20 protein-coding genes are annotated in these 24,558 nt (G+C 64.7%); 12 read left to right on the top strand and 8 right to left on the bottom strand.

Annotated elements, in window-relative coordinates:
• Window positions 1–19 precede the first annotated feature (19 nt).
• A complete protein-coding gene (locus tag J2X62_RS23515; protein ID WP_310183759.1) occupies window positions 20–1,507 on the top strand; it encodes a molybdopterin-dependent oxidoreductase in 1,488 nt (495 codons plus the stop codon).
• A gap of 1 nt (window position 1,508) precedes the next feature.
• Here the strand turns inward: J2X62_RS23515 and J2X62_RS23510 are convergent, their stop codons facing one another.
• Complete coding sequence (locus tag J2X62_RS23510; RefSeq protein WP_032392507.1) at window positions 1,509–2,450, bottom strand: adenosine deaminase; 942 nt, start codon at window positions 2,448–2,450, stop codon at window positions 1,509–1,511.
• A gap of 10 nt (window positions 2,451–2,460) precedes the next feature.
• The gene (locus J2X62_RS23505) at window positions 2,461–3,252 is read right to left on the bottom strand and encodes an enoyl-CoA hydratase/isomerase family protein (RefSeq protein WP_032392715.1); all 792 of its coding nucleotides are present in this window, start codon (window positions 3,250–3,252) and stop codon (window positions 2,461–2,463) included.
• An 86-nt stretch (window positions 3,253–3,338) separates the two neighbouring features.
• On the opposite strand from J2X62_RS23505, the gene J2X62_RS23500 reads away from it, so the two are divergent.
• A complete protein-coding gene (locus J2X62_RS23500; RefSeq protein WP_027498008.1) occupies window positions 3,339–4,484 on the top strand; it encodes an acyl-CoA dehydrogenase family protein in 1,146 nt (381 codons plus the stop codon).
• 52 nt (window positions 4,485–4,536) lie between these two features.
• Here J2X62_RS23500 and J2X62_RS23495 read toward each other — a convergent pair whose 3' ends face one another.
• From J2X62_RS23495 to J2X62_RS23485, 3 genes are all read right to left on the bottom strand, one after another.
• The gene (locus J2X62_RS23495) at window positions 4,537–6,000 is read right to left on the bottom strand and encodes a DHA2 family efflux MFS transporter permease subunit (protein WP_310183756.1); all 1,464 of its coding nucleotides are present in this window, start codon (window positions 5,998–6,000) and stop codon (window positions 4,537–4,539) included.
• Complete coding sequence (locus tag J2X62_RS23490) at window positions 5,997–6,614, bottom strand: PadR family transcriptional regulator (RefSeq protein ID WP_052054800.1); 618 nt, start codon at window positions 6,612–6,614, stop codon at window positions 5,997–5,999. Before J2X62_RS23490 ends, J2X62_RS23495 begins: the two co-directional genes overlap by 4 nt.
• A 272-nt stretch (window positions 6,615–6,886) precedes the next feature.
• On the bottom strand, window positions 6,887–7,090 hold the full coding sequence (locus J2X62_RS23485; RefSeq protein ID WP_008714360.1) for a cold-shock protein: 204 nt from the start codon (window positions 7,088–7,090) through the stop codon (window positions 6,887–6,889).
• A 194-nt stretch (window positions 7,091–7,284) separates the two neighbouring features.
• On the opposite strand from J2X62_RS23485, the gene J2X62_RS23480 reads away from it, so the two are divergent.
• Both J2X62_RS23480 and J2X62_RS23475 read left to right on the top strand, forming a co-directional pair.
• On the top strand, window positions 7,285–8,028 hold the full coding sequence (locus J2X62_RS23480; protein ID WP_201011219.1) for a GNAT family N-acetyltransferase: 744 nt from the start codon (window positions 7,285–7,287) through the stop codon (window positions 8,026–8,028).
• Between the two features lie 63 nt (window positions 8,029–8,091).
• Window positions 8,092–9,105, top strand: coding sequence for a glutathione S-transferase family protein (locus J2X62_RS23475; RefSeq protein WP_283550912.1), 1,014 nt, complete (start codon window positions 8,092–8,094; stop codon window positions 9,103–9,105).
• 41 nt (window positions 9,106–9,146) lie between these two features.
• Here J2X62_RS23475 and J2X62_RS23470 read toward each other — a convergent pair whose 3' ends face one another.
• Both J2X62_RS23470 and J2X62_RS23465 read right to left on the bottom strand, forming a co-directional pair.
• Complete coding sequence (locus J2X62_RS23470; protein WP_310183749.1) at window positions 9,147–9,527, bottom strand: VOC family protein; 381 nt, start codon at window positions 9,525–9,527, stop codon at window positions 9,147–9,149.
• Complete coding sequence (locus J2X62_RS23465; RefSeq protein WP_268793665.1) at window positions 9,524–9,655, bottom strand: hypothetical protein; 132 nt, start codon at window positions 9,653–9,655, stop codon at window positions 9,524–9,526. The genes J2X62_RS23470 and J2X62_RS23465 overlap by 4 nt, the downstream gene beginning before the upstream one ends.
• A gap of 97 nt (window positions 9,656–9,752) precedes the next feature.
• On the opposite strand from J2X62_RS23465, the gene J2X62_RS23460 reads away from it, so the two are divergent.
• The 6 genes from J2X62_RS23460 (at window position 9,753) to J2X62_RS23435 (ending at window position 21,170) form a co-directional block, all read left to right on the top strand.
• Window positions 9,753–10,472 (top strand): hypothetical protein, encoded by a 720-nt coding sequence (locus J2X62_RS23460; protein ID WP_032365401.1) that lies wholly within the window; start codon window positions 9,753–9,755, stop codon window positions 10,470–10,472.
• Between the two features lie 43 nt (window positions 10,473–10,515).
• Window positions 10,516–11,355, top strand: coding sequence for an LLM class F420-dependent oxidoreductase (locus J2X62_RS23455; RefSeq protein ID WP_032375503.1), 840 nt, complete (start codon window positions 10,516–10,518; stop codon window positions 11,353–11,355).
• A 107-nt stretch (window positions 11,356–11,462) separates the two neighbouring features.
• A complete protein-coding gene (locus tag J2X62_RS23450; RefSeq protein ID WP_204858932.1) occupies window positions 11,463–12,521 on the top strand; it encodes an ATP-binding cassette domain-containing protein in 1,059 nt (352 codons plus the stop codon).
• Window positions 12,522–12,529: 8 nt separating this feature from the next.
• Window positions 12,530–13,288: an ABC transporter permease gene (locus J2X62_RS23445; RefSeq protein ID WP_283549023.1), complete on the top strand. Its 759-nt coding sequence runs from the start codon at window positions 12,530–12,532 to the stop codon at window positions 13,286–13,288.
• Window positions 13,289–13,353: 65 nt separating this feature from the next.
• Window positions 13,354–17,262 carry an ABC transporter ATP-binding protein gene (locus J2X62_RS23440; RefSeq protein WP_371832486.1) on the top strand — a complete coding sequence of 1,303 codons (3,909 nt, stop codon included), beginning with the start codon at window positions 13,354–13,356 and terminating at the stop codon, window positions 17,260–17,262.
• Window positions 17,263–17,372: 110 nt separating this feature from the next.
• Window positions 17,373–21,170, top strand: coding sequence for a multifunctional oxoglutarate decarboxylase/oxoglutarate dehydrogenase thiamine pyrophosphate-binding subunit/dihydrolipoyllysine-residue succinyltransferase subunit (locus J2X62_RS23435; RefSeq protein ID WP_222063377.1), 3,798 nt, complete (start codon window positions 17,373–17,375; stop codon window positions 21,168–21,170).
• A 263-nt stretch (window positions 21,171–21,433) separates the two neighbouring features.
• Here J2X62_RS23435 and J2X62_RS23430 read toward each other — a convergent pair whose 3' ends face one another.
• Entirely contained in the window at window positions 21,434–22,081 is a 648-nt protein-coding gene (locus tag J2X62_RS23430) for a TetR/AcrR family transcriptional regulator (RefSeq protein ID WP_310183745.1), read from the bottom strand.
• Between the two features lie 69 nt (window positions 22,082–22,150).
• Here J2X62_RS23430 and J2X62_RS23425 point away from each other — a divergent pair, with 69 nt between their 5' ends.
• Together J2X62_RS23425 and J2X62_RS23420 are read left to right on the top strand one after the other, a co-directional pair.
• Entirely contained in the window at window positions 22,151–23,719 is a 1,569-nt protein-coding gene (locus tag J2X62_RS23425) for an NAD(P)/FAD-dependent oxidoreductase (protein WP_027498020.1), read from the top strand.
• Window positions 23,716–24,549, top strand: a complete 834-nt coding sequence (locus J2X62_RS23420) for an SDR family oxidoreductase (protein WP_027498021.1) — start codon at window positions 23,716–23,718, stop codon at window positions 24,547–24,549. Before J2X62_RS23425 ends, J2X62_RS23420 begins: the two co-directional genes overlap by 4 nt.
• The last annotated feature ends 9 nt before the right edge of the window (window positions 24,550–24,558 follow it).

Here is a 24,558-nt window from a genome sequence, read left to right as displayed (position 1 = left end):
TTCGCTTACATTGGACTCGGTGAGCACAGGAAAACGCGCGCTGTCCGGCATCATCGCCGCCGGAGTCGTCCTCGGCGTCGGCGAATTGATCGCCGTCCCCATCGGACCGAACTCGTCACCACTGACCGCCGTCGGATCCTCGGCGGTCGACAACAGTCCGGCACCGGTCCGTGAATGGGCCATCGACACGTTCGGCACCTCCGACAAGCTCGCCCTGTTCATCGGCATGGCCGTGGTCATCGGTGCTATCGCCGCCGCGGCAGGAATCGCTCGCAAACCGATCGGGGCCGCGGTGTTCGCCGCCCTGGGCGTAATCGGCGTCCTCGCCGCGGTGACCCGACCCGACGCGACGGTGTTCTACGCAGTCCCGACCGTCGGCGGCGTCATCGTCGGCATCGTCGTGCTGCACGCCCTCATCGGATCCGCCACCCCGGCGACCGACGGAATGAACCGACGCAGTTTTCTGACCCTCGCCGCCGGTGCCGCAGTACTCGGAGTCGTCGCAGGGACGGCCGGACGAATGCTCACCTCGGCGCGAGCGGTCACCGCCGATCGACTCGGCTTCATGCTCCCGACCCCGACGCCGCAAACGCCGATACCGGCGGGGGCGGACCTGAAGATCGACGGCCTCGCGTCGTACATCACCCCGAACGAGGACTTCTACCGCATCGACACCGCGTTGGTCGTGCCACGCGTGGCGTCGGATACGTGGTCGCTGCGGATCCACGGCATGGTGGACCGCGAGATCGAGTTGACTTTCGCCGATCTGGCACAGCGTCAGGCGGTGGAGAAAACAGTCACGTTGACGTGCGTGTCCAACATCGTCGGCGGCGACCTCGTCGGCAACGCGACGTGGATCGGCTACCCACTGAAGGACATCCTCGAAGAAGCGGGCATCTCCCCCGACGCCGACATGGCCCTGTCGTCCAGCAGCGACGCCTTCACCGCAGGCACTCCCCTCGAGGTGCTGCTCGACGGCCGCGACGCACTGTTGGCCGTCGGGATGAACGGCGCCCCGCTACCCGTGGAGCACGGTTACCCGGCCCGACTGGTCGTGCCCGGACTGTACGGATACGTCTCGGCCACCAAGTGGGTCACCGACATCGAAATCACCCGATTCGACAAGGTGACGGCGTACTGGACCGACCGCGGCTGGGGCGCACTCGGTCCGATCAAGACCGCTGCCCGCATCGACACTCCGCGGTCGGGCAGCTCCGTATCCGCGGGTAAGACCGTGTTCGCGGGTGTCGCCTGGGATCAGCACACCGGCATCGAGGCCGTCGAAGTACAAGTGGACGACGGCAATTGGATGCCGGCAACCCTGTCGGAGGAGTACTCCAAGGACACGTGGCGGCAGTGGATGATCGAGCTCGACCTGCCGGCGGGACAGCACGCGATCCGCGCCCGGGCTACCAACTCCGCCGGGGAGCTGCAGACCAACAAGACCGCAGACACCGTCCCCGACGGAGCAACCGGCTACCCGAAAATCTCGGTGACGGCGAACTGATTCAGGAACTCGCGAAGCTGGCGCGAACCGAGTTCTCCGCCAACTGCTTCCGCTCGTCCGCGGTGAGGCCCATGCCGGCTTCGAGGGCGGTGAAGTTGTCGTCGACGTACCCGCCGAAATAAGCGGGGTCGTCGGAATTGATCGACACCGACAATCCACGTTCGAGCATCTGCCGTAGCGGCAACTGCGCGACGTCGTCGATCACCTTGAGCCGAACGTTGGACAACGGGCAGACGGTGAGCGGAATCTGTTCCTCGACAAGTCGATTCACCAGCGCCTCGTCTTCCAGGCATCGCACGCCGTGATCGATGCGCTCGACCTTCAGCAGATCCAATGCCTGCCAGATGTAGTCGGGCGGGCCTTCCTCACCGGCGTGGGCGACCACGTGCAGGCCCTCGGCGCGTGCCTTGGCGAACACGTCGACGAACAGCGACGGCGGGTAGCCGACCTCGGCGGAGTCGAGACCGAGGCCGATGATCGGTGCCTTCATCGCCAACAGGTCGTCGAGCAATTGGTTGGCGTGCAGCACCGGCTTGTCTCGCAGGATCGACGCGATCAACCCGCTGGTGACGCCGAATTCGCGCTCACTGGTCGCGCAGGCGTCGGCCAATCCCTCGACGACGGCCTGGAGCGGTACACCGCGCTCGGTGTGCGCCTGTGGATCGAAGAAGATCTCCGCATGCGTCACCCCGGCCTGCGCGGTGCGGCGGAAGTACGCGCGCGCCAGATCGGCGAAGTCCTCGGCGGTGCGTAACACGGCCATGTTCGCGTAGTACAGATCGAGGAAGGACTGCAGGTCGGTGAACTCGTACTTCGCCTGCAGTTCGTCGATATCGTTGTACGGCAGCGTGATTGCGTTGCGCTCGGCGAGATCGAAGATCAGCGGCGGTTCGAGCGACCCTTCGATGTGCAGGTGCAGTTCGGCCAGTTGATCATTACTCACTCATACGATTCTACTTGCCGGTGTACGTCGCCTTACCAGGGCCGACCTCGAGGAAGCTCGTCACCGCACCGCGCAGATCCTCGGTCTCGAACAATGCGCCCGACACCTCCGACGTGATGTCGTCCGCGTGCGCCACACCGCCCGAACGCCACGCCGCCACAATCTGTTTCGTGGCCGCATGGGCGACGGTAGGGCCGTCGGCCAGTCGGTGTGTCAACGCGAGCGCCGCGGCATCGACGTCGTCGTGGATCTGGTTGACCACGCCCCACTCCTTCAACGTCTGGGCGTCGTACAGATCACCGGTCATGACGAATTCACGTGCCCGACCCGACCCGGCCCGCTCGGCCAGACGCTGCGGCCCACCCATCGACGGAGTCAACCCGACGACGGTCTCGACCAGACCGAACTTGGCCTTGGGTCCGGCCAGGATGATGTCACACGCCAGCGAGATCTCGAACGCCGCGGTGAGCGTCAAACCGTGCGCGGCGTAGATCACCGGGCACGGCAACGCCTCGAGCGGATGAATGATGCCGGCGAACAAACCGCGCCACAGATCGGCACCCTCGGCCGCGGACAATCCCTCGAACACGTGCACGTCGACGCCCGCCGAGTTGACCTTGCCCTCGGCGCGCAGCAGAACCGCACGCGGCGGGTTCGCGGCCAGATCGGCAACGTTCGCGGCCACCGCGTCGAACATTGCCTGATCGAACAGATTGAGGGGGCCGTGATCGAACGTCAGGACAGCGACCTCGGCGCCGGCCGCAGTGGTCGATCGGACGAGCGAGGTAGGTGCGTCAGCCATGCCTCGCATAGTGCCATACGCGTTCCGGGGCGTAGTTACCGACGAGTATTGTGCGCGTATCAGCCGTTACCGAGAGGAACAAGTAAGTGAAGCGCAGCCTGTTCGAGTCCGACCACGACGACTTCCGCGCATCGGTACGCGAGTTCGTCACCAGGACGATCACACCGGTCGAGGAAAAGCTGGTCGAACAGCGATACATCGACCGCGAGATCTGGCTCGAAGCAGGACGCAACGGTTTCCTCGGCCTCGAAGTGCCCGAGGAATACGGCGGCAGCGGAGCCGAGGACTACCGATTCAACGCCGTCCTCGGTGAGGAACTCGCCCGCTCGAGTGCCGCGGTGGCGTCGTGCTTCGGTATCCACGTCGACATCGTCGCGCCCTACCTCGTCAAGCTCACCACCGAAGAGCAGAAGAAGCGCTGGCTGCCCGGGTTCTGCAGCGGCGAGATCCTCACCGCCATCGCCATGACGGAGCCCTCCGGCGGCTCGGACCTCGCCGCGCTGAAGACCACCGCCGTCAAGGACGGCGACGACTTCATCATCAACGGCTCGAAGACGTTCATCACCAACGGTAATTCCGCCGACCTCGTCATCGTCGCCACGCGCACCACGCCCGAGAAGAAGGCGAAGGGCATCACGCTGTTCGCCGTCGAGAACGGAACCGAAGGATTCACCCGCGGCCGCAAACTCGACAAGGTCGGCCAGCCCGAATCCGACACCGCGGAACTGTTCTTCGAGAACGTGCGAGTACCCAGCGCCAACATGATCGGCGAATTCGACGGCGGCTTCATCCACATGATGCAGCTGCTCCCCCAGGAACGCATCAGCTGCTCGGTGGCCAACCTCGGACACGTACGGCCCATTCTCGAAGAGACGCTGCAGTACGCCAAGGACCGCAAGGCATTCGGTCAGCAGATCGGCTCGCTGCAGTGGAACAAGTTCCTGCTCGCCGAGCTCGTCACCAAACTCGATGTGGCGCAGGCATACATCGACAACTGCATCGTCGCCCACGGCCAGGGCGAGCTGACGGCCATCGACGCAGCCAAGGCCAAATGGTGGAGCTCGCAGGTGCAGAACGAAATTCTCGACCACTGCGTCCAGCTGCACGGCGGCTACGGATTCATGAACGAATACCGCGCCGCCCGCGCGTGGAAAGACGCTCGCGTGACCAAGATCTGGGCCGGATCGAACGAAATCATGAAGGAACTGATCGGCCGGGATCTGGGGCTGTAGAGCGGCTTCGCCGCATGTGAGTGGAACTTCGTAGCAGGGGTCGAGGTTCCACTCACATGGGTTTCTCGAACGCAGGCCGGGCGTAGAAGCAGACCGCGATCATGCCGACCAGGAGCACGACGGCGGGCAGAATCAGCGACTGCGCCATGGCGGTGGTGAAGCCGTCACGCAGCATCTCGGGCACTCGGCCGGCGAATTCGTTTGCCCCCGAAGCCGATCCACCGGCAGGTAGTTCGGCGGCCAAGCGCGATTGGATGAGCGCGCCGATGCCCGCGCTGCCGAGCACGGACCCGATCATGCGGGTGGTGTTGTAAATTCCCGAACCGGCACCCGCCTGGCTCATCGGAAGATTACGAGTGGCCGTCGCTGCCAACGGAGACCAGATCAACGCATTAGCCACACCCATTGCAGCGACGGGGAGCAGCAACTTCCAGATGGCCGTCGTGGGCGTCATCTCGTAGGCGAACCACAGCAGCGACGCGGCGAGGATGAACAGTCCCGATCCGGCGATGTACCGCGGATGCGTCTTGTCGACGAGCTTGCCGATATTGGGTGCGAGCAGTCCGGTCAGCAGCGCCATCGGAACGAACAGCAGTGCCGACCGGGTGGGCGTCAGACCGGTGACGCTCTGCGCGTAGAACATGATCGGCAGCATCATGCCGGACATCGCGAAACCCATTGCGGCGATACCGATATTGGACAGCGAGAAGTTGCGGTCGCGGAACAGGGCCAAGGGCACCAGCGGCTCGCTGGTATTCACGGACTGCCAGTAGACGAACCCCGCGAATACCAGCAGACCGACACCGATGAGGATCCACACGCCGGTACCCCAGTCGTACTTCTGACCTTCCTGGATACCGAAGACGATGCAGAAGAGTCCGACAGCGCTGAGCGCAACGCCCAGCAGATCGAACTTGTGATCGTGGGTCGGCAGCACCGGAACGAACTTCAGCGCCAACGCAATTGCGAGAATGCCCACCGGCACGTTGATGAAGAAGATCCATTCCCAGCCGAGCGAGTCGACCAGCACACCGCCGAGAATCGGCCCGACGAGCGTAGCGACGCCTGCGACGGCGCCCCATGCCCCCATCGCCGTTCCACGCTTCTCCGCCGGGAACACACGAGTGATCACCGCCATCGTCTGCGGGGTGATCATCGCCGCGCCGAGACCCTGAACCGCGCGCGCCGCGATGAGCATCTCGATCGATCCCGACAGTCCACACCACACCGATGCGAGAGTGAACAGCACCAGGCCGGCGATGTACAGATTCCGCGGACCGAACTTGTCACCCAATCGTCCCGTGACCAGCAGTGGAACGGCGTAGGCGAGGAGATACGCGCTGGTGACCCAGATGACGTTGTTGATGTCGGTGTTCAGCCCGGTGAGGATCGCAGGTTGCGCGACCGCGACGATCGTCGTGTCCACCAGGATCATGAAGAAGCCCAAGCACAGTGCCCACAGCGCCGGCCACGGTCTGATCTCGTGCTGCGACGGGGCAGTCTCGACGGAATTCATGTAGCGCTCCCTATCCCCGAAGTCGGGTTCGTGTGATGTGCGGAGATGTGATGCGGCCAGTCGAGCTCGCCGCTGTCGATCCGATCGAGGTAGCGCGTCAGCCACTGCACTTCTGCGCGCAGCATGTGGTGAATGTAATCAATTCCGGCCCAATAGATTTCGGATATCTGGCGATCTGCTGCGAGCTGTTGATAGCCCGACAGTTCGTCGATGTCCGCGGTCAGGTCCACGATTCGCTCCCGCAACAGGGCGGTCGCGTCGGATGCGGGTAGGTTGTGCATTTCGGACAGGCCGAGGACGAACTGCGGGTATTCACGCACCGGGGTTCTCAGAATTTCGGTCAGCCGATCGGTCAGCACGTGCCGTCCGGCCGAGGTGATCCGATAGGTGGTGCGCTCCGGACGGTTGCCACCCCGGTCGGTTCCGACCTCGTCGACCAGTTCCTGCTCGTGCAGACGTGCGACCGCGTGATAGAGCGAACCCGGGCGAATCTTGACAATTCGATCTTCCTTGCGGGAGAGCAGCAATTGATACATCTCGTAGGGATGCATCGGGCCCTCCGAGAGCAGAGCCAGAATCGAGACGCCCAGCGGATTGACGGTTCCAGCTCGCATCGATCCCCCTGTCACGTATCCCGCACGAATTATTCCAACTGGAATATAGGGCCGGCGGTAGCCTCGGAGCAACCCGGACAATGCGCCCACCAGGGGACAAAGGCGTCTTTCGACGCAGAATGGGCACCGACCACGGTCGATGCCCTCACCGAACAGACGAAGGCCGGATACTCGGAATTGCTTCCGTGTATCCGGCCTTGTCACCGAGTTTCTGGTGCTGAAAAAGTCTAGAGTTTCAGTCCACCAGGAGAAATCGGGTTACGAAGCTTGAATCAGATGGCGCGGACGCCGGTAGCCTGGGGGCCCTTCTGACCCTGGCCCACCTCGAACTCCACGCGCTGGCCCTCGTCGAGCGACTTGAAGCCGCTACCCTGAATCTCCGAGTAATGAACGAAAACGTCCGGTCCGCCACCATCCTGCTCGATGAAGCCGAAGCCCTTTTCGCCGTTGAACCACTTCACACTGCCCTGCGTCATTCTGTAAACCTTCTGTAAGCGAGCTAGATCTTCACGTCGAAGCTCTAATCTCAAAACCGAGTCTGCCATCTATCGGCGCTGAGCGAAACACCGGGGGCGAAAAAGTTCGAAAGATTGCTTTGGGACGGTGAAACAGAAATGCCGCCACAGCTGCCGCAGCCCGTCGGTTCAAGTGCCGTCGCTACTGTCGAACCGTGGAATTGCCTGCCTACGATGCCGACCGATTCGATCCCCACCGACTCGACATCGTCCGACTCGCCTGGTGCCGACGGCTGTCGTTGGACGACCGTGCCCTCGATACCACCGCGGACCGCGTCGAACATCGGACCGACACCGAGAACATCGTCGTACTCCGACTGGCACAGACCACCCTGATCGTCGGTCCTTCCTGGGCCGTGGACGCCGCACGCGGCATCGAGGGCCAGGCAGACACCGGTCGGACGTGGTTGGCGACGCTGCTGGGCGATCGCGTCGAGCAGTACGAGATCGACTCCCACACGCTGGCCTACGGATCCGAGATCGGCCACACCATCGACGTCCACGATCCGCTGATCTCCCACGACGCAGAGCACGCCCGTGCTCTGGCGGAGCACTGCAGCGAGGCCGACGTGACGGAGGCATTCGGCGAGCCGGTGTCGCGGCACTGGTTCACTTTGCTCGGAGACGACCGACCCGCGGATTCGGCGCGATCCCTGGCCTCGGCCGGGTACTCGGAAGAAAACATGATCCTGGCCGACATGCGCGTTCTCACCGACCCGGACCACCGACGACACGGATACGCCGCGGTCGTCGGGCGGCTCGCGACCAACGATGCCATCGACGACGGCCTGATACCGCAGTGGCGAGCGCGACCGGAGAACACGACCGCTCGACGCCTTGCCGCCCGACTCGACTACGTGGAGATCGGCGCCTGCCACACCGCCGTGCGTCGAACCTAGGCGCTTGAATCCGGTCCGGACTGGGTAGCGTTCGTGAAACCGACCGATGTGAGGAGTTCGATCATGGCCGAGGACGCCACCTACGTGAAGCCGGGCGAGGAATTCAAGCGCGATACCAACTACATCCCGACGCGCATCACCGCCGACGGCCGGGACGGGTATCCGGTGGAGCCCGCGCGTTACCGGTTGATCGCGGCGCGGGCCTGCCCGTGGGCCCATCGATCCATCATCGTGCGTCGGCTCCTCGGACTCGAAGATGTTCTGTCCCTTGGCATTCCGGGCCCGACCCACGACCCGCGCAGCTGGAACTTCCAGGAGGAGCCGGGCGGCGTCGACTCGGTTCTACAGATCCCTCGGCTGCAGGACGCCTACTTCGCACGGTTCCCGGACTACGAACGAGGCATCACCGTGCCGGCGATCGTCGACGTTCCCACCGGCCAGGTCGTCACCAACGACTACCCACAGATCACTCTCGACCTCAGCACCGAGTGGACGCAGTACCACCGCGAGGGCGCGCCCGATCTGTACCCGGAGGCGCTCCGCGGCGAGATCGACGAGGTGGCCGATCTGGTGTTCAAGGATGTGAACAACGGCGTCTACCGCTGCGGATTCGCCGGCTCGCAAGAGGCATACGAGAAGGCGTACGACCGCCTGTTCGCTCGCCTCGACTGGCTCGTCGAACGGCTGTCCACCCGGCGGTATCTCGTCGGCGAGCACATCACCGAGGCCGACGTGCGACTGTTCACCACCCTCGTTCGTTTCGATCCCGTCTATCACGGCCACTTCAAGTGCAACCGCAGCAAGCTCACCGAGATGCCGGTGCTGTGGAACTACGCACGCGACCTGTTCCAGACTCCCGGATTCGGTGACACCGTCGACTTCGATCACATCAAGCGGCACTACTACGAGGTGCACACCGACATCAATCCGTCGGGCATCGTGCCGAAGGGGCCCGATCTGGCCGGCTGGCTCGAACCGCACGGACGTGAATCACTCGGCGGATCGCCCTTCGGCGACGGCACCGCGCCGCAGCCGCCGAAGCCGGACGAACTGGTCCCGCCCGAGCACTGGGTCTGACGACCACTGGGTCCGACAACTACTGGGTCCGACAGGTACGGCTATGCCCCGGCGTAGGTACCGAAGCTCCAGTAGACCCCCTCGGCGTCGCGACAGGTGAAGCCGCGGCTGCCGTAGTCCTCCTCGCGCAGGCTCTGCGTGACGGTGCCGCCCGCCGCGACGACGCGATCGTGGATGCCGTCGGGGTCGTCGGTGACGATGTAGATCGACCCGACACCCGGCGGCAGTTCGCCGATGGCACTCCCGTCGCGAACACTGCCCAGCATCACCCCGCCGCCGTCGGGCCAGCGCAGTTCCGCATGATCGACGCGGTCGCCTTCGCCGTGAACCGCGCGCTCCTCGAATCCCAACACGTCGACGATGAATCGGATCGCGTCGCGAGCGTTGTCGTACTTCAGAGTGGGCCAAACGCGTGTCGTCATGACGCCATACCTTCCTCGTCGGCCGCGCGGATCGTCACCGGCAACGCCGCTCGACAGAGTCTCGAACACGCCTGCACCCCGACGCGGCGCGCGCCACCGGACACCACCTCGCTCGCAGGAATCTGCACGCCACCAGTCTAAATTGCCCCGAACGTGTGCAACGAGGAATTCGCGGGTAACTCCCCCGACCAGCGTCACCGACGCTCGCAACCGAAAGAGGTATCGATGGCAGGCAAGAAGGACGACGCTCAGGTCGAGATCTCGAGCGGAGGCAAGCTCGAACGGGCCCTAGTCAACATCCTGGACAACGCCAGCCGCCTACAGGGACCCGCCGTCGACAAATACGTCGCGCACGTGCGTCGAGCACACCCGTACGACACCCCGGCCCAGATCATCGAACGGCTCGAGAAGCGATTCCTGCTGGCGGTCACCGGCAGCGGATCGGCAGTGGGAGGCGCAGCGGCGGTCCCCGGAATCGGTACGGTCGCATCGCTCGCCGCCGTCGGTGCCGAGACCGCGTTCTTCATCGAGTCGTCCGCTCTGCTGACGCTGTCGGTCGCGTCCGTGCACGGCATTCCCGTCGAGAATCACCAGCAGCGACGCGCGCTGGTGCTCTCGGTGGCACTGGGCGAATCAGGCATGCAGATCGTTCAACGAACAGTGGGCAAGACAGCCAAGAACTGGGGCCCGCTCATCACCTCACGCATTCCGGGCGGCTCGATGGCCAGCATGAACAAATCGCTGGTGAAGAAGTTCGTCACCAAATACCTGGCCAAGCGCAGTGCACTGCTGGTCGGCAAGATGCTTCCCGCCGGAATCGGCGCGGCGATCGGCGGCGCGGGCAACCGAGTGGTCGGCAAAGGCGTCATCAAGAACGCCCGTGACGCCTTCGGTCCGCCGCCCGCACGGTTCCCGGAAAATCGCATCATCGAACCGGACGAATGAGAATGCCCGGAATCTTCGAGAGGCTGCTGCGTTGACTTCGAACATGACTTCCACACCTGAACTCGGCAAGTACGGCGTCTGGCGACTGCACTCGGCGTTCACGCCGGAGTTGTCCCGCGCCATCGAGTCCTTCGGCTACGGGACCATCTGGCTCGGCGGATCCCCGCCCGCGGACCTGACGACCACCGAGGAGATCCTCGACGCCACGGACACCATCGTCGTCGCCACCGGCATCGTCAACATCTGGTCCGATGCAGCCGCCGACGTCGCCGCGTCGTATCACCGCATCGAGAGCAAGCACCCCGGACGGTTCGTCCTGGGCATCGGTGCCGGTCACCCCGAGGCCACCCAGGAATACCGGAAGCCGTACGACGCATTGGTGAGCTACCTCGACGACCTCGACGAGGCCGGAGTCCCGATGGAGCGTCGGGTCCTCGCCGCGCTCGGCCCCAAGGTGCTCGCGTTGGCCGCGAGCCGTACCGCAGGCGCGCACCCCTATCTGACCACTCCCGAACACACTCGTGAAGCCCGAGAAGCAGTGGGGCCGAACAAGATTCTCGCTCCCGAGCACAAGGTGGTACTCGAGACCGATCCGGAGAAGGCACGCGCGATCGGTCGGCCACCGGTGAACAATCCCTACCTGCATCTGCGCAACTACACCAACAATCTGAACCGGCTCGGCTACTCGGACGAGGAAATCGGCGACGGCGGCAGTGACCGACTGATCGACGCGCTCGTCGCACACGGCGATGCCGACGCCATCGCGGCGCGACTCGACGAGCACCTCACTGCAGGTGCGTCGCACGTGACGCTGCACTCGCTGCCCGACGACGCCGACCCGCTCGAGACGTACCGGGAGATCGCTGCGGCGTTGCATCGCTGAAACCGGGGTCATCCCGCCCGTCGGTCCCACCCCGTAACCTCGTGTACCGGTTGCCGCCAAGCAACCGGCACACGAGGTGCACCGACGGCCAGGGGGACACCGCACAGATGACCAGCTACTCGGCTCCGGCGCTGGAAGCGCAGGCTCTGACGAAACAATTCGGTACCGTTCGCGCGGTCTCGGACCTGAGCTTCGTCGTTCCACGCGGAACCGTCACCGGCTTTCTCGGGCCGAACGGCTCCGGCAAATCCACGACACTGCGGATGCTGCTCGGCCTCGTCGCCCCGACTTCGGGCGTCGGCCTCGTCAACGGCGTTCCGTTTCGCACGGCGACCCACCCGGCCCGTACCGTCGGGGCCGTTCTCGACTCGCTGAGTTTGCACCCCAAACGCAGCGCCGAGCACCACCTGAAGATCTACACCGCGGCGATCGGGGTACCCGACAGCCGCGCCCTCGACGTCCTGAACCTCGTCGGTCTGGGCGACGCCGCACACCGCGCAGCAGGCGGGTTTTCTCTCGGCATGCGTCAGCGATTGACCTTGGCAACAGCTCTACTCGGCGATCCCGAGATCCTCGTACTCGACGAACCCGCGAACGGCCTCGATCCCGAGGGGATCGCCTGGCTTCGAGACTTCCTCAAAGCGTTCGCGGCATCGGGGAGAACCGTCCTGGTATCGAGCCACATCCTGCGCGAGATCGAGCAGACCGTCGACACTCTCGTCATCGTCAGCGCCGGCACCCTGATGTACCAGGGATCCATCGCTCAGCTGCGATCCACCCGCCCGAGCCGCGTGCTCGTCGCCGCGTCCGACCCGGCGAAACTAGCCCTGGCATTGGCGTCCACCGGACTCACCGACACCCAACTGCTGCCCGACGGCCGCATCGGCGTCGCGGGTGCCGACGCTGGCACCGTCACGCGCATCGCGGCCGACGCTGGGGTCACGGTCTTCGGCACCACCAGCGAACACGTCGACCTCGAGCAGGTGTTCCTGTCGATGACCGCCGGTCAGTACACCGCAGCACCGGTCCAACCCACTGCGTACGGACCGCCGCCGGGATACGGACCACCGCCTGGATACGGGCCACCGCCTGGTTACAACCAGGGGTACTCACCGCCGCCACAGAACTACGGACCACCGCAGAACTGGAACGGGGGTTCGCGATGAACGCGCTGTTGACATCAGAGATCCGCAAGGTCACCACACTGAAGTTCTGGTGGGCGCTGGCGATCGCACCGATCGTTGTCGGCGTGTTCGCGTCCGTCATCACCTCGGTGATCGCGAACCAGCTGGGCGAGTTCGAGGAAGATCTTCAGATCGCCGGCGGAGTCGCCTCCATCGGCCTGTACGTCGCCGCGGGTGCCGCCATCCTGTTCGCCGGCATCTTCGGCGCGGTCAACGCCGGAACCGAGTTTCGACACAAGACCATCACCACCAGCTTCCTGACGGCCCGCGGCAGAGACGGCGTCGTTGCCGCCAAACTCATCGTCACCGCCCTGTTCGGCCTGGGGTACGGCCTCGTCGTGCTCCTGGCGAGCCTGGTGTGTCTGCTGATCTTCAGCCAACGAACAATCGACCTCGACGGCGCTTTCATCGGCGTCGTCGCGTCGTGCCTGCTCGCCGTGGTGCTGTGGTCGCTCATCGGAGCCGGGCTGGGGTTGCTGCTCAAATCCCCGACCTGGGCCGCCATCGTGCTCGTCGCCTGGCTGCCGTTCGGTGAAGGACTGCTGTCCCTGATTCTGTTCGGAGTCGGTTTCGGACCGGTGGCAACCGCGCTGCCGTCGAACCTGACATTGCCGACGATGGCCGCGACACAATTGGACGATGCGGGCGACCTCGCGTCGTGGCCGTGGGCTCCGCTCGGACTTGCCCTGTGGGCCGTGATCCTCACCGGTGGCGGTTGGTTCCTCGCCCGTACCCGGGACATCGACTGACCACCGCATCGGTGGGGATGTTCGCCCGATCCTGCTGTCGGTAGCCGGGTCTACCGTGTGAATCGATGGCACACAGCGAATACGTGAAGGATCGAGCAGCGTCGGGCAGCAATACGGGCAGTACCCGTCTGCTGGAAACCGACCCCGGCTCGTCCGGCGTACCCACCGACTCCCGGCCGACCACCGCGTCGTCGATCACACGGCGTGGCTGGATCAGACGTCTGCTCGCGCAGTGCATGTTGCACCGGCGGACGGCACTCGGCGCACTGGGCGTGACGATGATCGCCGCCCTCATCGACATCTCGTTTCCGCTGCTGACGCGCCTCGCGATCGACGACGCCAGCGCAGGCAAGAACGACGTGATCGCCGGAGTCGCGATAGCCATCGCACTGCTGGGTGCTCTGCGATTCGCCTGCCAATTCGGTCGGCGCATGCTCGCCGGGCGCCTGTCGATCGATGTTCAACACGATCTGCGGATGGACCTGCTGGCATCGCTGCAGCGGCTCGACGGTCGCAAGCAGGACGAAATCCGAACCGGCCAGGTCGTGTCGAGATCGATCACCGACCTACAGTTGGTGCAGGGTCTGCTCGCCATGGTGCCGCTGTCGGCCGGGGCAATTCTGCAGTTCGTCCTGGCCCTGGTCGTGATGGCCTACCTCTCACCGCTGCTCACCCTTGTCGCGGTCGTCATCGTTCCCGCGGTCAGCGTCGTCGTCTACCGAATGCGACCCACCCTCTTCGCTGCCACCTGGTCCGCACAACAGCGCGCCGCCGATCTGGCCCAGCACGTGGAGGAGACCGTCACCGGAGTCCGGGTGGTCAAGGGCTTCGGGCAGGAAGCGCGTGCGGTGGATCGCATCGAAGCTCTCGGGCGCAGGCTGTTCGCCGAACGCATGCGCTCGGCCCGCATCAATTCACGTTTCGCACCGACCATGGCAACCATTCCTCAGCTCGGACTGGTCGGCGTCATCGCTCTCGGCGGCTGGTTGGCACTGCACGGCCACATCACCATCGGCACCTTCCTCGCCTTCGCCACCTACGTGGCCACGCTGTCCGCCGTCACCCGAACCGTGTCGTCGGTGGTGATCATGGCGCAGCTCTCCCGCGCGGCCGTCGAGCGCGTCTACGAAGTGGTCGACACCGAGCCGACCGCACCGGAACCGGCGCACCCCATCGCACTGCCCGACGGCCCCCTCGGCGTCCACCTCACCGGCGTCACGTTCGGATTCGAGGCAGAGCGCACCGTCCTCGACGGCCTCGACCTGAGCATCGCCCCCGGCGAGACGGTGGCCGTCGTGGGACACGCGGGCTCGGGAAAGACCGCGCTCTCCCTGCTGCTCCCCCGCTTCTATCGCCCTACTCGCGGCCGGATCGCGGTGACCTCCGGGGACACGTCCATCGACATCGACGACCTGGATTCCGCGTCACTGCGCGAAGCGGTGTCGTTGGTCTTCGACGAGCCGTTTCTGTTCTCCGACACCATCGCCGCCAACATCGCGCTCGGCAGGCCCGAGGCAAGCGCGGAGGAGATCGAACACGCGGCTCGGCTGGCTCAGGCCTCGACCTTCATCGACGCTCTGCCCGAGGGCTACGACAGTCTCGTCGGCGAACGCGGCCTCACCCTCTCGGGCGGGCAACGCCAACGCATCGCCCTGGCTCGCGCCCTGTTGGTCGAGCCGCGGATTCTCGTCCTCGACGACGCCACCTCCGCCGTCGACGCCGAGACCGAGGCCGCCATCTTCGACGCACTGCGCGGCGTGCGTACCCGGGCGACCCTCGTCCTCGCACACCGCCGATCGACACTGACGTTGGCCGACCGAGTAGCCGTCCTCGACGGTGGACGCATCATCGACACCGGCACAGTCGACGAACTCGACGAGCGCTGCCCACTGTTCCGCGCTCTCCTCGCCGGCGGAGACGAGAACGAACACAGCGACGCCGCACCGGAACCGCGCACGGAACCGTCGGCGGCGATGCTCTGGCCGGACGATGCTCTGGAAGCCGCATCGAACCCCGGTGGCGCGATGCCGCCCGCAGGTGCCGGAGGCGGAGGCACCCACGGCGCAGCGATGGCCGGCGCATTCGGCTCGTTGGCACCGACGCAGGCCATCTCCGACGCGGTGGCAGCCCTGCCACCGGCAACGGAGGAACCAGGCGGATCGGGACAACAGTTGCGTCGACCCGACCCGGAATTCCGGCTCTCACGACTGCTGAGTCCTGTCCGGCTGCTGCTGGCAGGTGTCGTGGTGCTGCTGGCGCTCGACTCGATCGCCTCCATCGCCTTCCCTTCACTCGTCCGGTACGCGGTGGACAGCGGCGTGGCCCGCGGGGACTCCGACACCCTATGGATCGCAACGTCGATAGGCGTCGCCCTGGCTGCTGCCAGCTGGTTCGTGGTCTGCGCGACGACCGTGCTCACCGCACGAGCCGGCGAGCGGGTGCTGTTCGGATTGCGAGTACGCAGCTACGCGCACATTCAGAGACTCGGGCTGGACTACTACGAGCGCGAGCTGTCCGGGCGCATCATGACGCGAATGACCACCGACGTCGATGCGCTGTCGTCGTTCATCCAGACCGGCGCGTCCACGGCCGTGGTCAGCGTGCTGACCGTCGTCGGCATCGCGATCGCGCTGCTCGTCACGGATACGACACTCGGGCTGGTCGCCCTGGCGGTCGTGCCGCCGCTCGCCGTCGCAACCGTCGTCTTCCGACGCATCTCCTCGGCTGCGTACTCGACCTCGCGCGAACGCATCTCCATCGTCAACGCCGATTTCCAGGAGAACGTCACCGGACTGCGCGCAGCGCAGGCATACCGACGTGAGGAGTACGCAGCCTCCCGCTTCGCCGAACGCAGCAACCGCTACCGAGCGAGCCGCATGCGATCGCAGACCGCGATCTCGGTGTTCTTCCCGTTCATCACGCTGCTCTCGGATGTCGCGCTGGCCGTCGTCGTCTTCGTCGGTGCGCATCAGATCGCCACGGGCACCGCCACCGCGGGCACCCTGGTGGCGTTCGTGTTGTACCTCGGACTCCTCTTCGGCCCGATCCAGCAACTCTCGCAAGTATTCGACGGCTACCAGCAGGCCCGCGTCGGCGTCGGCCGAATCGGAGACCTCCTACGCACGACGAGTTCGATCGAAACAGCGACAGCGACCGGGTCCGGTGCAGTCGTCGGCGATCGCCTGCACGCCGACATCGACCTCGTCGACGTCAGCTTTCGGTATGCCGGAGCTCACTCCGACGCGCTCAGTGAGGTATCTCTCAGCATCCCGGCCGGCACCACCGTCGCATTGGTCGGCCGCACCGGAGCAGGCAAATCCACCGTCGTGAAGCTGCTCGCTCGGTTCTACGACCCGACCTCGGGATCGGTACGCGTGGGTGGCCACGACCTTCGCGACTACCGGTTGTCGGACTACCGCCACCGGCTGGGCGTCGTACCGCAGGAAGCCCACCTGTTCACCGGAACCATCGCGTCGAACATCGCGTACGGCAGGCCCGACGCCAGCAGGGCCGACATCGAGAACGCGGCACGCTCGGTCGGGGCCCTCGACACCATCGCTGCACTTCGCGGCGGTATGCAGCAACCTGTCGGAGAACGCGGCCAAGGGTTGTCGGCCGGCCAACGACAGCTCATTGCGCTGGCCCGCGCCGAACTGGTGGATCCCGATCTACTCCTGCTCGACGAAGCGACCGCGACCCTCGATCCGGCCACCGAACGCAAGGTCCTCGAAGCCAGCAACGCCGTTGCGCGAACCCGCACCGCAGTGGTCGTCGCGCACCGATTGGCCACCGCCGCACGAGCGGATTTGATCGTGGTCGTCGACGGTGGTCGTATCGTGGAAGTCGGACGACATTCCGAACTTCGCAAACGGGACGGCTTCTACGCCACATTGTGGGCTGCAGCCGAAACGAACCGGGGGAATAATTCGATAGTCAACGGGGTCATCGACAACGAGGCCGATGGTTACCGGTGAGTACATATCACAGCTACGTCCCGGACGCACGCGATCTCGACCGGAGGTCTAGCCTGGAGTCGTACGCGCGCTGATCGGGAACGAAGACAGAAACGAGGCGAACTACTGCCGTGAGCAGCAGCTCTACTACCCAATTCGGACAAAATCAATGGCTGGTCGACGAGATGTACCAGCGGTTCAAGCAGGACCCGTCCTCCGTCGACGCGAGCTGGCACGAGTTCCTCACCGATTACGACCCCGAAGCCGTGATCGACGAGAACCCCATCTCCAACGGTAAGTCCGGTTCCAACGGCTCGGCCTCGAACGGCAGCTCGGCCAAGTCCGCTCCTCCCGCAGCACCCGCGCCTCCTGCGAAGCCCGCCGCCTCGGCCGCGAAGACCGAAGCTCCCAAGAAGACCGAAGCCCCCGCGAAGGCCGCAGCTCCCAAGGCTGCTGAATCCAAGCCTGCTCCGGCGAAGTCGGCCCCGGCCAAGCCGGCCGAGAAGAAGGCAGCCCCGGCCAAGCCCGCCGCTGCCGAATTCGGTGAAGAGTCGAGCAAGATTCTGCGCGGCGCAGCTGCAGCGGTTGCCAAGAACATGTCCGCTTCGCTGCAGATTCCGACAGCTACCAGCGTGCGAGCCATCCCGGCCAAGCTCATGGTCGACAATCGCCTCGTCATCAACAACCACCTCGCGCGTACCCGCGGCGGCAAGATCTCGTTCACGCACCTGCTCGGCTACGCCATCGTGCAGGCCGTCAAGGCGTTCCCGAACATGAACCGCCACTTCGCAGAGGTCGACGGCAAGCCCAACGCCGTCACTCCGGCGTCGATCAACCTCGGTCTGGCGATCGACCTTCCCGGCAAGGACGGCAACCGTTCCCTCGTCGTCGCGGCCATCAAGAACACGCAGGACTTCACGTTCACGCAGTTCTACAACGCGTACGAGGACATCGTCCGGCGTGCCCGCGACGGCAAGCTCACCGGCGAGGACTTCCAGGGCGTCACGATCTCGCTGACCAACCCCGGCGGAATCGGCACCGTCCACTCCGTCCCGCGCCTGATGAACGGCCAGGGTGCCATCATCGGTGCCGGTGCCATGGAGTACCCGGCGGAGTTCCAGGGTGCCAGCGATGAGCGTCTCGCCGAGTTCGGCGTCGGCAAGCTCATGACGCTGACCTCGACGTACGACCACCGCATCATTCAGGGTGCGGAGTCGGGCGACTTCCTCAAGACGATCCACAATCTGCTGATCAGCGACGAGTTCTACGACGAGCTGTTCCATTCGCTCAAGATCCCGTACGAGCCGATCCGCTGGCGCAAGGATCTGCCCGAGGGCACCGTCGACAAGAACACCCGCGTGCTCGAGCTCATCGCGGCGTACCGCAACCGCGGTCACCTGATGGCCGACACCGACCCGTTGCAGTTCACCAAGGACAAGTTCCGGATGCATCCGGACCTCGACGTGATCAGCCACGACCTGACGCTGTGGGATCTCGACCGCGAGTTCAAGGTCGGCGGATTCCACGGCAAGGACAAGATGAAGCTGCGCGACGTGCTCAGCGTCCTGCGCGACTCGTACTGCCGCCACGTCGGCGTCGAGTACACCCACATCCTCGAGACCGAGCAGGTCTCGTGGCTGCAGGAACGCGTCGAAGCCAAGCACGTCAAACCGACTGTGGCGCAACAGAAGTACATCCTCAGCAAGCTCAACGCAGCCGAGGCCTTCGAGACGTTCCTGCAGACCAAGTACGTCGGACAGAAGCGCTTCTCGCTCGAAGGTGCCGAGTCGGTCATCCCGATGATGGACTCGGTCATCGACCAGAGCGCCGAGTACGCCCTCGACGAGGTCGTCATCGGCATGCCGCACCGCGGTCGCCTGAACGTGTTGGCCAACATCGTCGGCAAGCCGTACTCGAAGATCTTCACCGAGTTCGAGGGCAACATGAACCCGGCTGCCGCACACGGCTCCGGCGACGTGAAGTACCACCTCGGTGCCGAGGGCACGTACATCCAGATGTTCGGCGACAACGACATCAAGGTCTCGCTCACGGCGAACCCGTCGCACCTCGAAGCCGTCGACCCCGTCCTCGAAGGCCTCGTCCGGGCCAAGCAGGACCTCCTGGACAAGGGCACCGGCCAGGGCGGTTACTCCGTGCTGCCGCTGATGCTGCACGGCGACGCGGCCTTCGCCGGCCAGGGCGTCGTCGCGGAAACGCTGAACCTGTCCGATCTGCGTGGCTACCGCACCGGCGGAACCGTGCACATCGTCGTCAACAACCAGGTCGGCTTCACCACCTCGCCGGAGTTCTCGCGCTCGTCCGAGTACTGCACCGACGTGGCCAAGATGATCGCCGCGCCGATCTTCCACGTCAACGGCGACGACCCCGAGGCATGTGCCTGGGTGGCTCAGCTGGCAGTGGACTTCCGTCAGAAGTTCCACAAGGACGTCGTCATCGACATGATCTGCTACCGCCGTCGCGGACACAACGAGGGCGACGACCCCTCGATGACCCAGCCGGCGATGTACGACGTGATCGACACCAAGCGCAGCGTCCGCAAGAGCTACACCGAATCGCTCATCGGCCGTGGCGACATCTCGCTCAAGGAAGCCGAGGACGCGCTCCGCGACTACCAGGGTCAGCTCGAACGCGTCTTCAACGAGGTACGCGAACTCGAGAAGTACACCCCGGAGCCCAGCGAATCGGTCGAACTCGACCAGCAGTTGCCGACCAAGCTCACCACCGCCGTCGACAAGGCCGTCCTGCACCGCATCGGTGATGCGCACCTCGACATTCCCGAGGGATTCAACGTGCACCCCCGCGTCAAGCCGGTGCTCGAGAAGCGTCGGGAAATGGCGTACGAGGGCAAGGTCGACTGGGCCTTCGGCGAACTGCTCGCACTCGGCTCGCTCGTGGACGAGGGACGCAACATTCGTTTCTCGGGCCAGGACACTCGCCGCGGCACGTTCACGCAGCGGCACTCGGTGATCATCGACCGCAAGACCGGTTCCGAGTACACGCCGCTGCAGAACATCGGCAGCGACAACCCCGGCAAGTTCATGGTCTACGACTCCGCACTGAGCGAGTTCGCTGCCGTCGGCTTCGAGTACGGCTACTCCGTGGGCAACCCGGACGCACTGGTGATGTGGGAAGCGCAGTTCGGCGACTTCGTCAACGGTGCCCAGTCCATCATCGACGAGTTCATCTCGTCCGGTGAAGCCAAGTGGGGACAGCTCTCCGACGTCGTGCTGCTGCTCCCGCACGGCCACGAGGGTCAGGGCCCGGACCACACGTCCGGACGCATCGAACGCTTCCTGACGCTGTGCGCCGAAGGATCGATGACCGTCGCACTCCCCTCGACCCCCGCGAACTACTTCCACCTGCTGCGTAGGCATGCGCGTGACGGAATCCGTCGCCCGCTGATCGTCTTCACCCCGAAGTCGATGCTGCGCAACAAGGCAGCAGTGAGCAACATCGAGGACTTCACCGACGGCAAGTTCCACTCGGTGTTCGACGAGCCCACCTACGACACCGGCACCGGCGACCGCAGCAAGGTCAAGCGCGTGCTGATGGTCAGCGGCAAGCTCTACTACGAGCTCCTCGCTCGCAAGCAGAAGGACAACCGCGACGACGTCGCCATCGTCCGAATCGAGCAGCTCTACCCCGTGCCGACGCGTCGAATCCGGGAAGCACTCGAGAGCTACCCGAACGCAACGGAATTCCGCTGGGTTCAGGAAGAGCCTGCGAACCAGGGTGCCTGGCCGTTCTTCGGTCTCGCACTGCCCGAACTCATGCCCGAAAAGCTGGTCGGCATCAAGCGCATCTCCCGTCGCGCCATGTCCGCACCGTCCTCGGGATCGAGCAAGGTGCACGCCGTCGAGCAACTCGAAATCATCGACGAGGCCTTCAACAAGGTCGGCGAAGACTAGATCTGCGACAGCGACAAGCGGCCCACTCCTTCGGGAGTGGGCCGCTTTCGTCGTTTCTGTGCGCACCCGGGTTGGGATCAATGTGGGATTCAGTCGGTCAGACTGCAACAGAGCCGCATTCATTCGGCTGTGGCCTCGGCCGCACTTCGGATGAATGCGGGATTCAGTCGGTCAGACTGCAACAAAGGGACATTGATCCCAACCGGGGAGGACCTGCAACCGGGGAGGACGTCGAACCGGGGGGACGCACACTAGGGCGGGGCTCAGGCGTCGGCGTCGGCTCCCAGGAGTGCGGAGATCATGCCAGGAGCCAGGGCGACAGCAGGTAGGGCGTTGACGTTCAGGTCGATCAACTCGTCGCGGGTGATCTGTGGATTTCTGAGCCAGGTGATGGTGGCTTCTTCGACGAAGGCGATCCATCCGCGGACGGCGACGTCGATGGTGGGGGTGACATCGACGTCGAGTTGAGCGAGTTGGACGAGAGTGCGATCGGCCATGGTGGTGCGGGTCTGCTCGAACACCTCGCGCATCTGGGGGTCTCCGCTTGCCGTGCCGCGGAGCAGGGAGATGAAGGTGTCGCGTTTCTCGCTGACGTAGTCGACGTAGTTGGCGATGGAGTCGCGCAGAATCTCGAAGGGTTCGAGGTCGGGGTCGGGTGCGGTCCGTTCGATCATCGACCGCGACGCCTCGCGGACTATTTCGAGGTGAAAGTCCTGCTTGGACGCGAAGTAGTGGAACAGTAGACCTCGGGAGACTCCGGCCTGATCGGCGATGTCCTCGACGGAGATCTGTTCGAGTGGCCGATCGGCGAGCATCTCGGTGCCGAGCTCGATCAGCTGCGCTCGTCGTTGCTGCGGACTGAGTCTGGTCCTTTTCGTCGTCGATACTCCAGCGCGGTTCACATCCGCCATGCAATCATCCTATTGAATAGTAGTCAATAACTATTGACTCACACTCAGTAAGCTTCTAGTCTGCTCTACATGAGTCTTCCCGTAACAGATACTTCGGACCGCGCAACGTCGCCGCGTCACGTCGATACGCTGATCATCGGCAGTGGTTTCGCCGGGCTCGGAGCAGCGATCAAGCTGACCAAGGCAGGCAAGAAGAATTTCGTCGTCGTCGAACGCGGCCACGATGTGGGCGGTACCTGGCGCGACAACACCTACCCCGGTGCAGCCTGCGACGTGCCCTCGCATCTGTACTCGTACTCGTTCGCGCTGAACCCGGAGTGGACTCGTTCGTTCTCCACCCAGCCCGAGATCCAGAAGTACATCGCCGGAGTTGCGCGCAAGTACGGCGTCATGGACAAGCACGTCTTCGGCACGGACGTGACGTCGGCGCGATGGAACGCCTCCACCAGCCGCTGGGACGTCGAGACGACCACCGGCAACTACACCGCCAAGATCGTCGTCTCGGCCGTCGGCGCACTGTGTGAGCCGAACCTGCCCGATATCAAGGGAATTCACGATTTCGAGGGCGACGTCTTCCACTCCGCTCAGTGGAACCACGACGTCTCGCTCGCCGGTAAGCGCGTCGCCGTCATCGGGACCGGCGCGTCGGCGATCCAGATCGTTCCCGCCATTGCAGGCCAGGTCGAGCACCTCGACGTCTACCAGCGCACCGCGCCGTGGATCCTCCCTCGCGCCGATCGCCCGTACACCAAGCTCGAGCGCTTCGCCTTCAAGCATGTGCCCGGCTTCCAGCGCCTCGCCCGCGCCGGCATCTACGCGATGCGTGAGACCCAGGTCGTCGGGCTGGCGAAGAACCCCGCGTTCATGAAGCCGCTGCAGTGGGCGTCGGAGAATCATCTGCGCACGCAGATCAAGGACAAGGCGCTGCGCGCGAAGGTGACTCCGAACTTCCGCATCGGCTGCAAGCGCATGTTGATCTCCAACGCGTACTACCCCGCTCTCGCGCAGAGCAACGTCGACCTCGTGACCGACGGCATCGCCGAGATCCGGAAGGGATCGATCGTCACCAAGGACGGCACCGAGCGCCCGATCGACGCACTCGTCGTCGCCACCGGCTTCCACGTCACCGATTCGCCTGCATACCAAGCCATCGTCGGCAAGGACGGCCGGACGCTGGCGCAGACGTTCGACGACGGCGGACAGCAGGGCTACAAGGGCGCCGCGGTGGCGAACTTCCCGAACATGTTCTTCCTCGTCGGCCCCAACACCGGCCTCGGGCACACCTCGATGGTCTTCATGATCGAGTCGCAGATCAACTACCTGGTCGACGCCTTGAACACCATCGACAAGCACGACATCGGGACCATCGAAGTGCGCAAGGACGTGCAGGACGAGTACAACGTGACTCTGCAGGACCAGCTCGCCAAGAGCGTCTGGATGAACGGTGGCTGCGCCAGCTGGTATCTGGACAAGCACGGAAACAACACCACCCTGTGGCCCGGGTTCACGTTCGAGTTCCGTCGTCAGACCAAGCATTTCGATCTCGATGCGTACCGTAGCGTCGCAACCGCAGATCTGACCTCCGCGTCGGCGAGCACGGCCGCCGGCAACAACACAGACAAGGTGTCCGCACGATGAGCACATTCACAGGCAAGGTGGCCGTCGTCACCGGCGCGGGTTCGGGAATCGGCCGGGCCCTGGCCCTCGAGCTGGCCGGACGCGGAGCCAAGCTCGCACTGTCCGACGTCGACACCGCCGGACTCGACGAGACGGTGCGCCGCGTCGAGGCACTCGGAGCCGAGGTGAAGTCCGATTTCCTCGACGTCTCGCAGCGCGAGACCGTGCTGGACTACGCCGAGGCCGTCGTCGCGCATTTCGGCAAGGTCAACCAGATCTACAACAACGCGGGCATCGCCTACCACGGTGACGTGGAGAAGTCCTCGTTCAAGGACATCGAGCGCATCGTCGACGTCGATTTCTGGGGCGTCGTCAACGGCACCAAGGCATTTCTGCCGCACATCAAGGCCTCCGGCGACGGCCACATCGTCAACATCTCCAGCCTGTTCGGCCTGTTGGCGATGCCGTCCCAGTCCGCGTACAACGCTGCGAAGTTCGCCGTCCGCGGATTCAGCGAGTCGCTGCGCATGGAGATGTTGATCGCGAAGGCTCCGGTGAAGGTGACCGTGGTGCACCCCGGCGGCATCAAGACTGCCATCGCCCGCAACGCCACCGTCGCCGAGAATTTCGACCAGGCCGACGTGGCGAAGTTCTTCGACAGCAAGTTGGCGAAGACCACCCCGATCGACGCGGCCAAGACCATTCTCAAGGGCGTCGAGAAGGGCCGGGGTCGCGTGCTCATCGGTTCCGACGCCATCGCGCTCGATCTGCTGCAACGCATCACCGGCTCGCGGTACCAGGGCCTGATCGCTGCGGTGTCCAATCGGGCCATGCCACGGTCGAAGAAGTAGGCGGGCCGC

Origin of the sequence: Rhodococcus sp. 3258 (genome assembly GCF_031456475.1) — a bacterium.
Lineage (GTDB): Bacteria > Actinomycetota > Actinomycetes > Mycobacteriales > Mycobacteriaceae > Rhodococcoides > Rhodococcoides fascians.
Note: the sequence above shows the minus strand (reverse complement) of the source record. Positions and strands in the feature narration are given on the sequence as shown.

Coding starts and splice junctions, on each gene's coding strand:
- J2X62_RS23425 (WP_027498020.1), top strand. CDS start 22,151: ATGAGTCTTCCCGTAACAGATACTTCGGACCGCGCAACGTCGCCGCGT.
- J2X62_RS23460 (WP_032365401.1), top strand. CDS start 9,753: ATGGCAGGCAAGAAGGACGACGCTCAGGTCGAGATCTCGAGCGGAGGC.
- J2X62_RS23485 (WP_008714360.1), bottom strand. CDS start 7,090: ATGACGCAGGGCAGTGTGAAGTGGTTCAACGGCGAAAAGGGCTTCGGC.
- J2X62_RS23440 (WP_371832486.1), top strand. CDS start 13,354: ATGGCACACAGCGAATACGTGAAGGATCGAGCAGCGTCGGGCAGCAAT.
- J2X62_RS23420 (WP_027498021.1), top strand. CDS start 23,716: ATGAGCACATTCACAGGCAAGGTGGCCGTCGTCACCGGCGCGGGTTCG.
- J2X62_RS23430 (WP_310183745.1), bottom strand. CDS start 22,081: ATGGCGGATGTGAACCGCGCTGGAGTATCGACGACGAAAAGGACCAGA.
- J2X62_RS23470 (WP_310183749.1), bottom strand. CDS start 9,527: ATGACGACACGCGTTTGGCCCACTCTGAAGTACGACAACGCTCGCGAC.
- J2X62_RS23490 (WP_052054800.1), bottom strand. CDS start 6,614: ATGCGAGCTGGAACCGTCAATCCGCTGGGCGTCTCGATTCTGGCTCTG.
- J2X62_RS23505 (WP_032392715.1), bottom strand. CDS start 3,252: ATGGCTGACGCACCTACCTCGCTCGTCCGATCGACCACTGCGGCCGGC.
- J2X62_RS23475 (WP_283550912.1), top strand. CDS start 8,092: ATGGCCGAGGACGCCACCTACGTGAAGCCGGGCGAGGAATTCAAGCGC.
- J2X62_RS23455 (WP_032375503.1), top strand. CDS start 10,516: ATGACTTCCACACCTGAACTCGGCAAGTACGGCGTCTGGCGACTGCAC.
- J2X62_RS23450 (WP_204858932.1), top strand. CDS start 11,463: ATGACCAGCTACTCGGCTCCGGCGCTGGAAGCGCAGGCTCTGACGAAA.
- J2X62_RS23495 (WP_310183756.1), bottom strand. CDS start 6,000: ATGAATTCCGTCGAGACTGCCCCGTCGCAGCACGAGATCAGACCGTGG.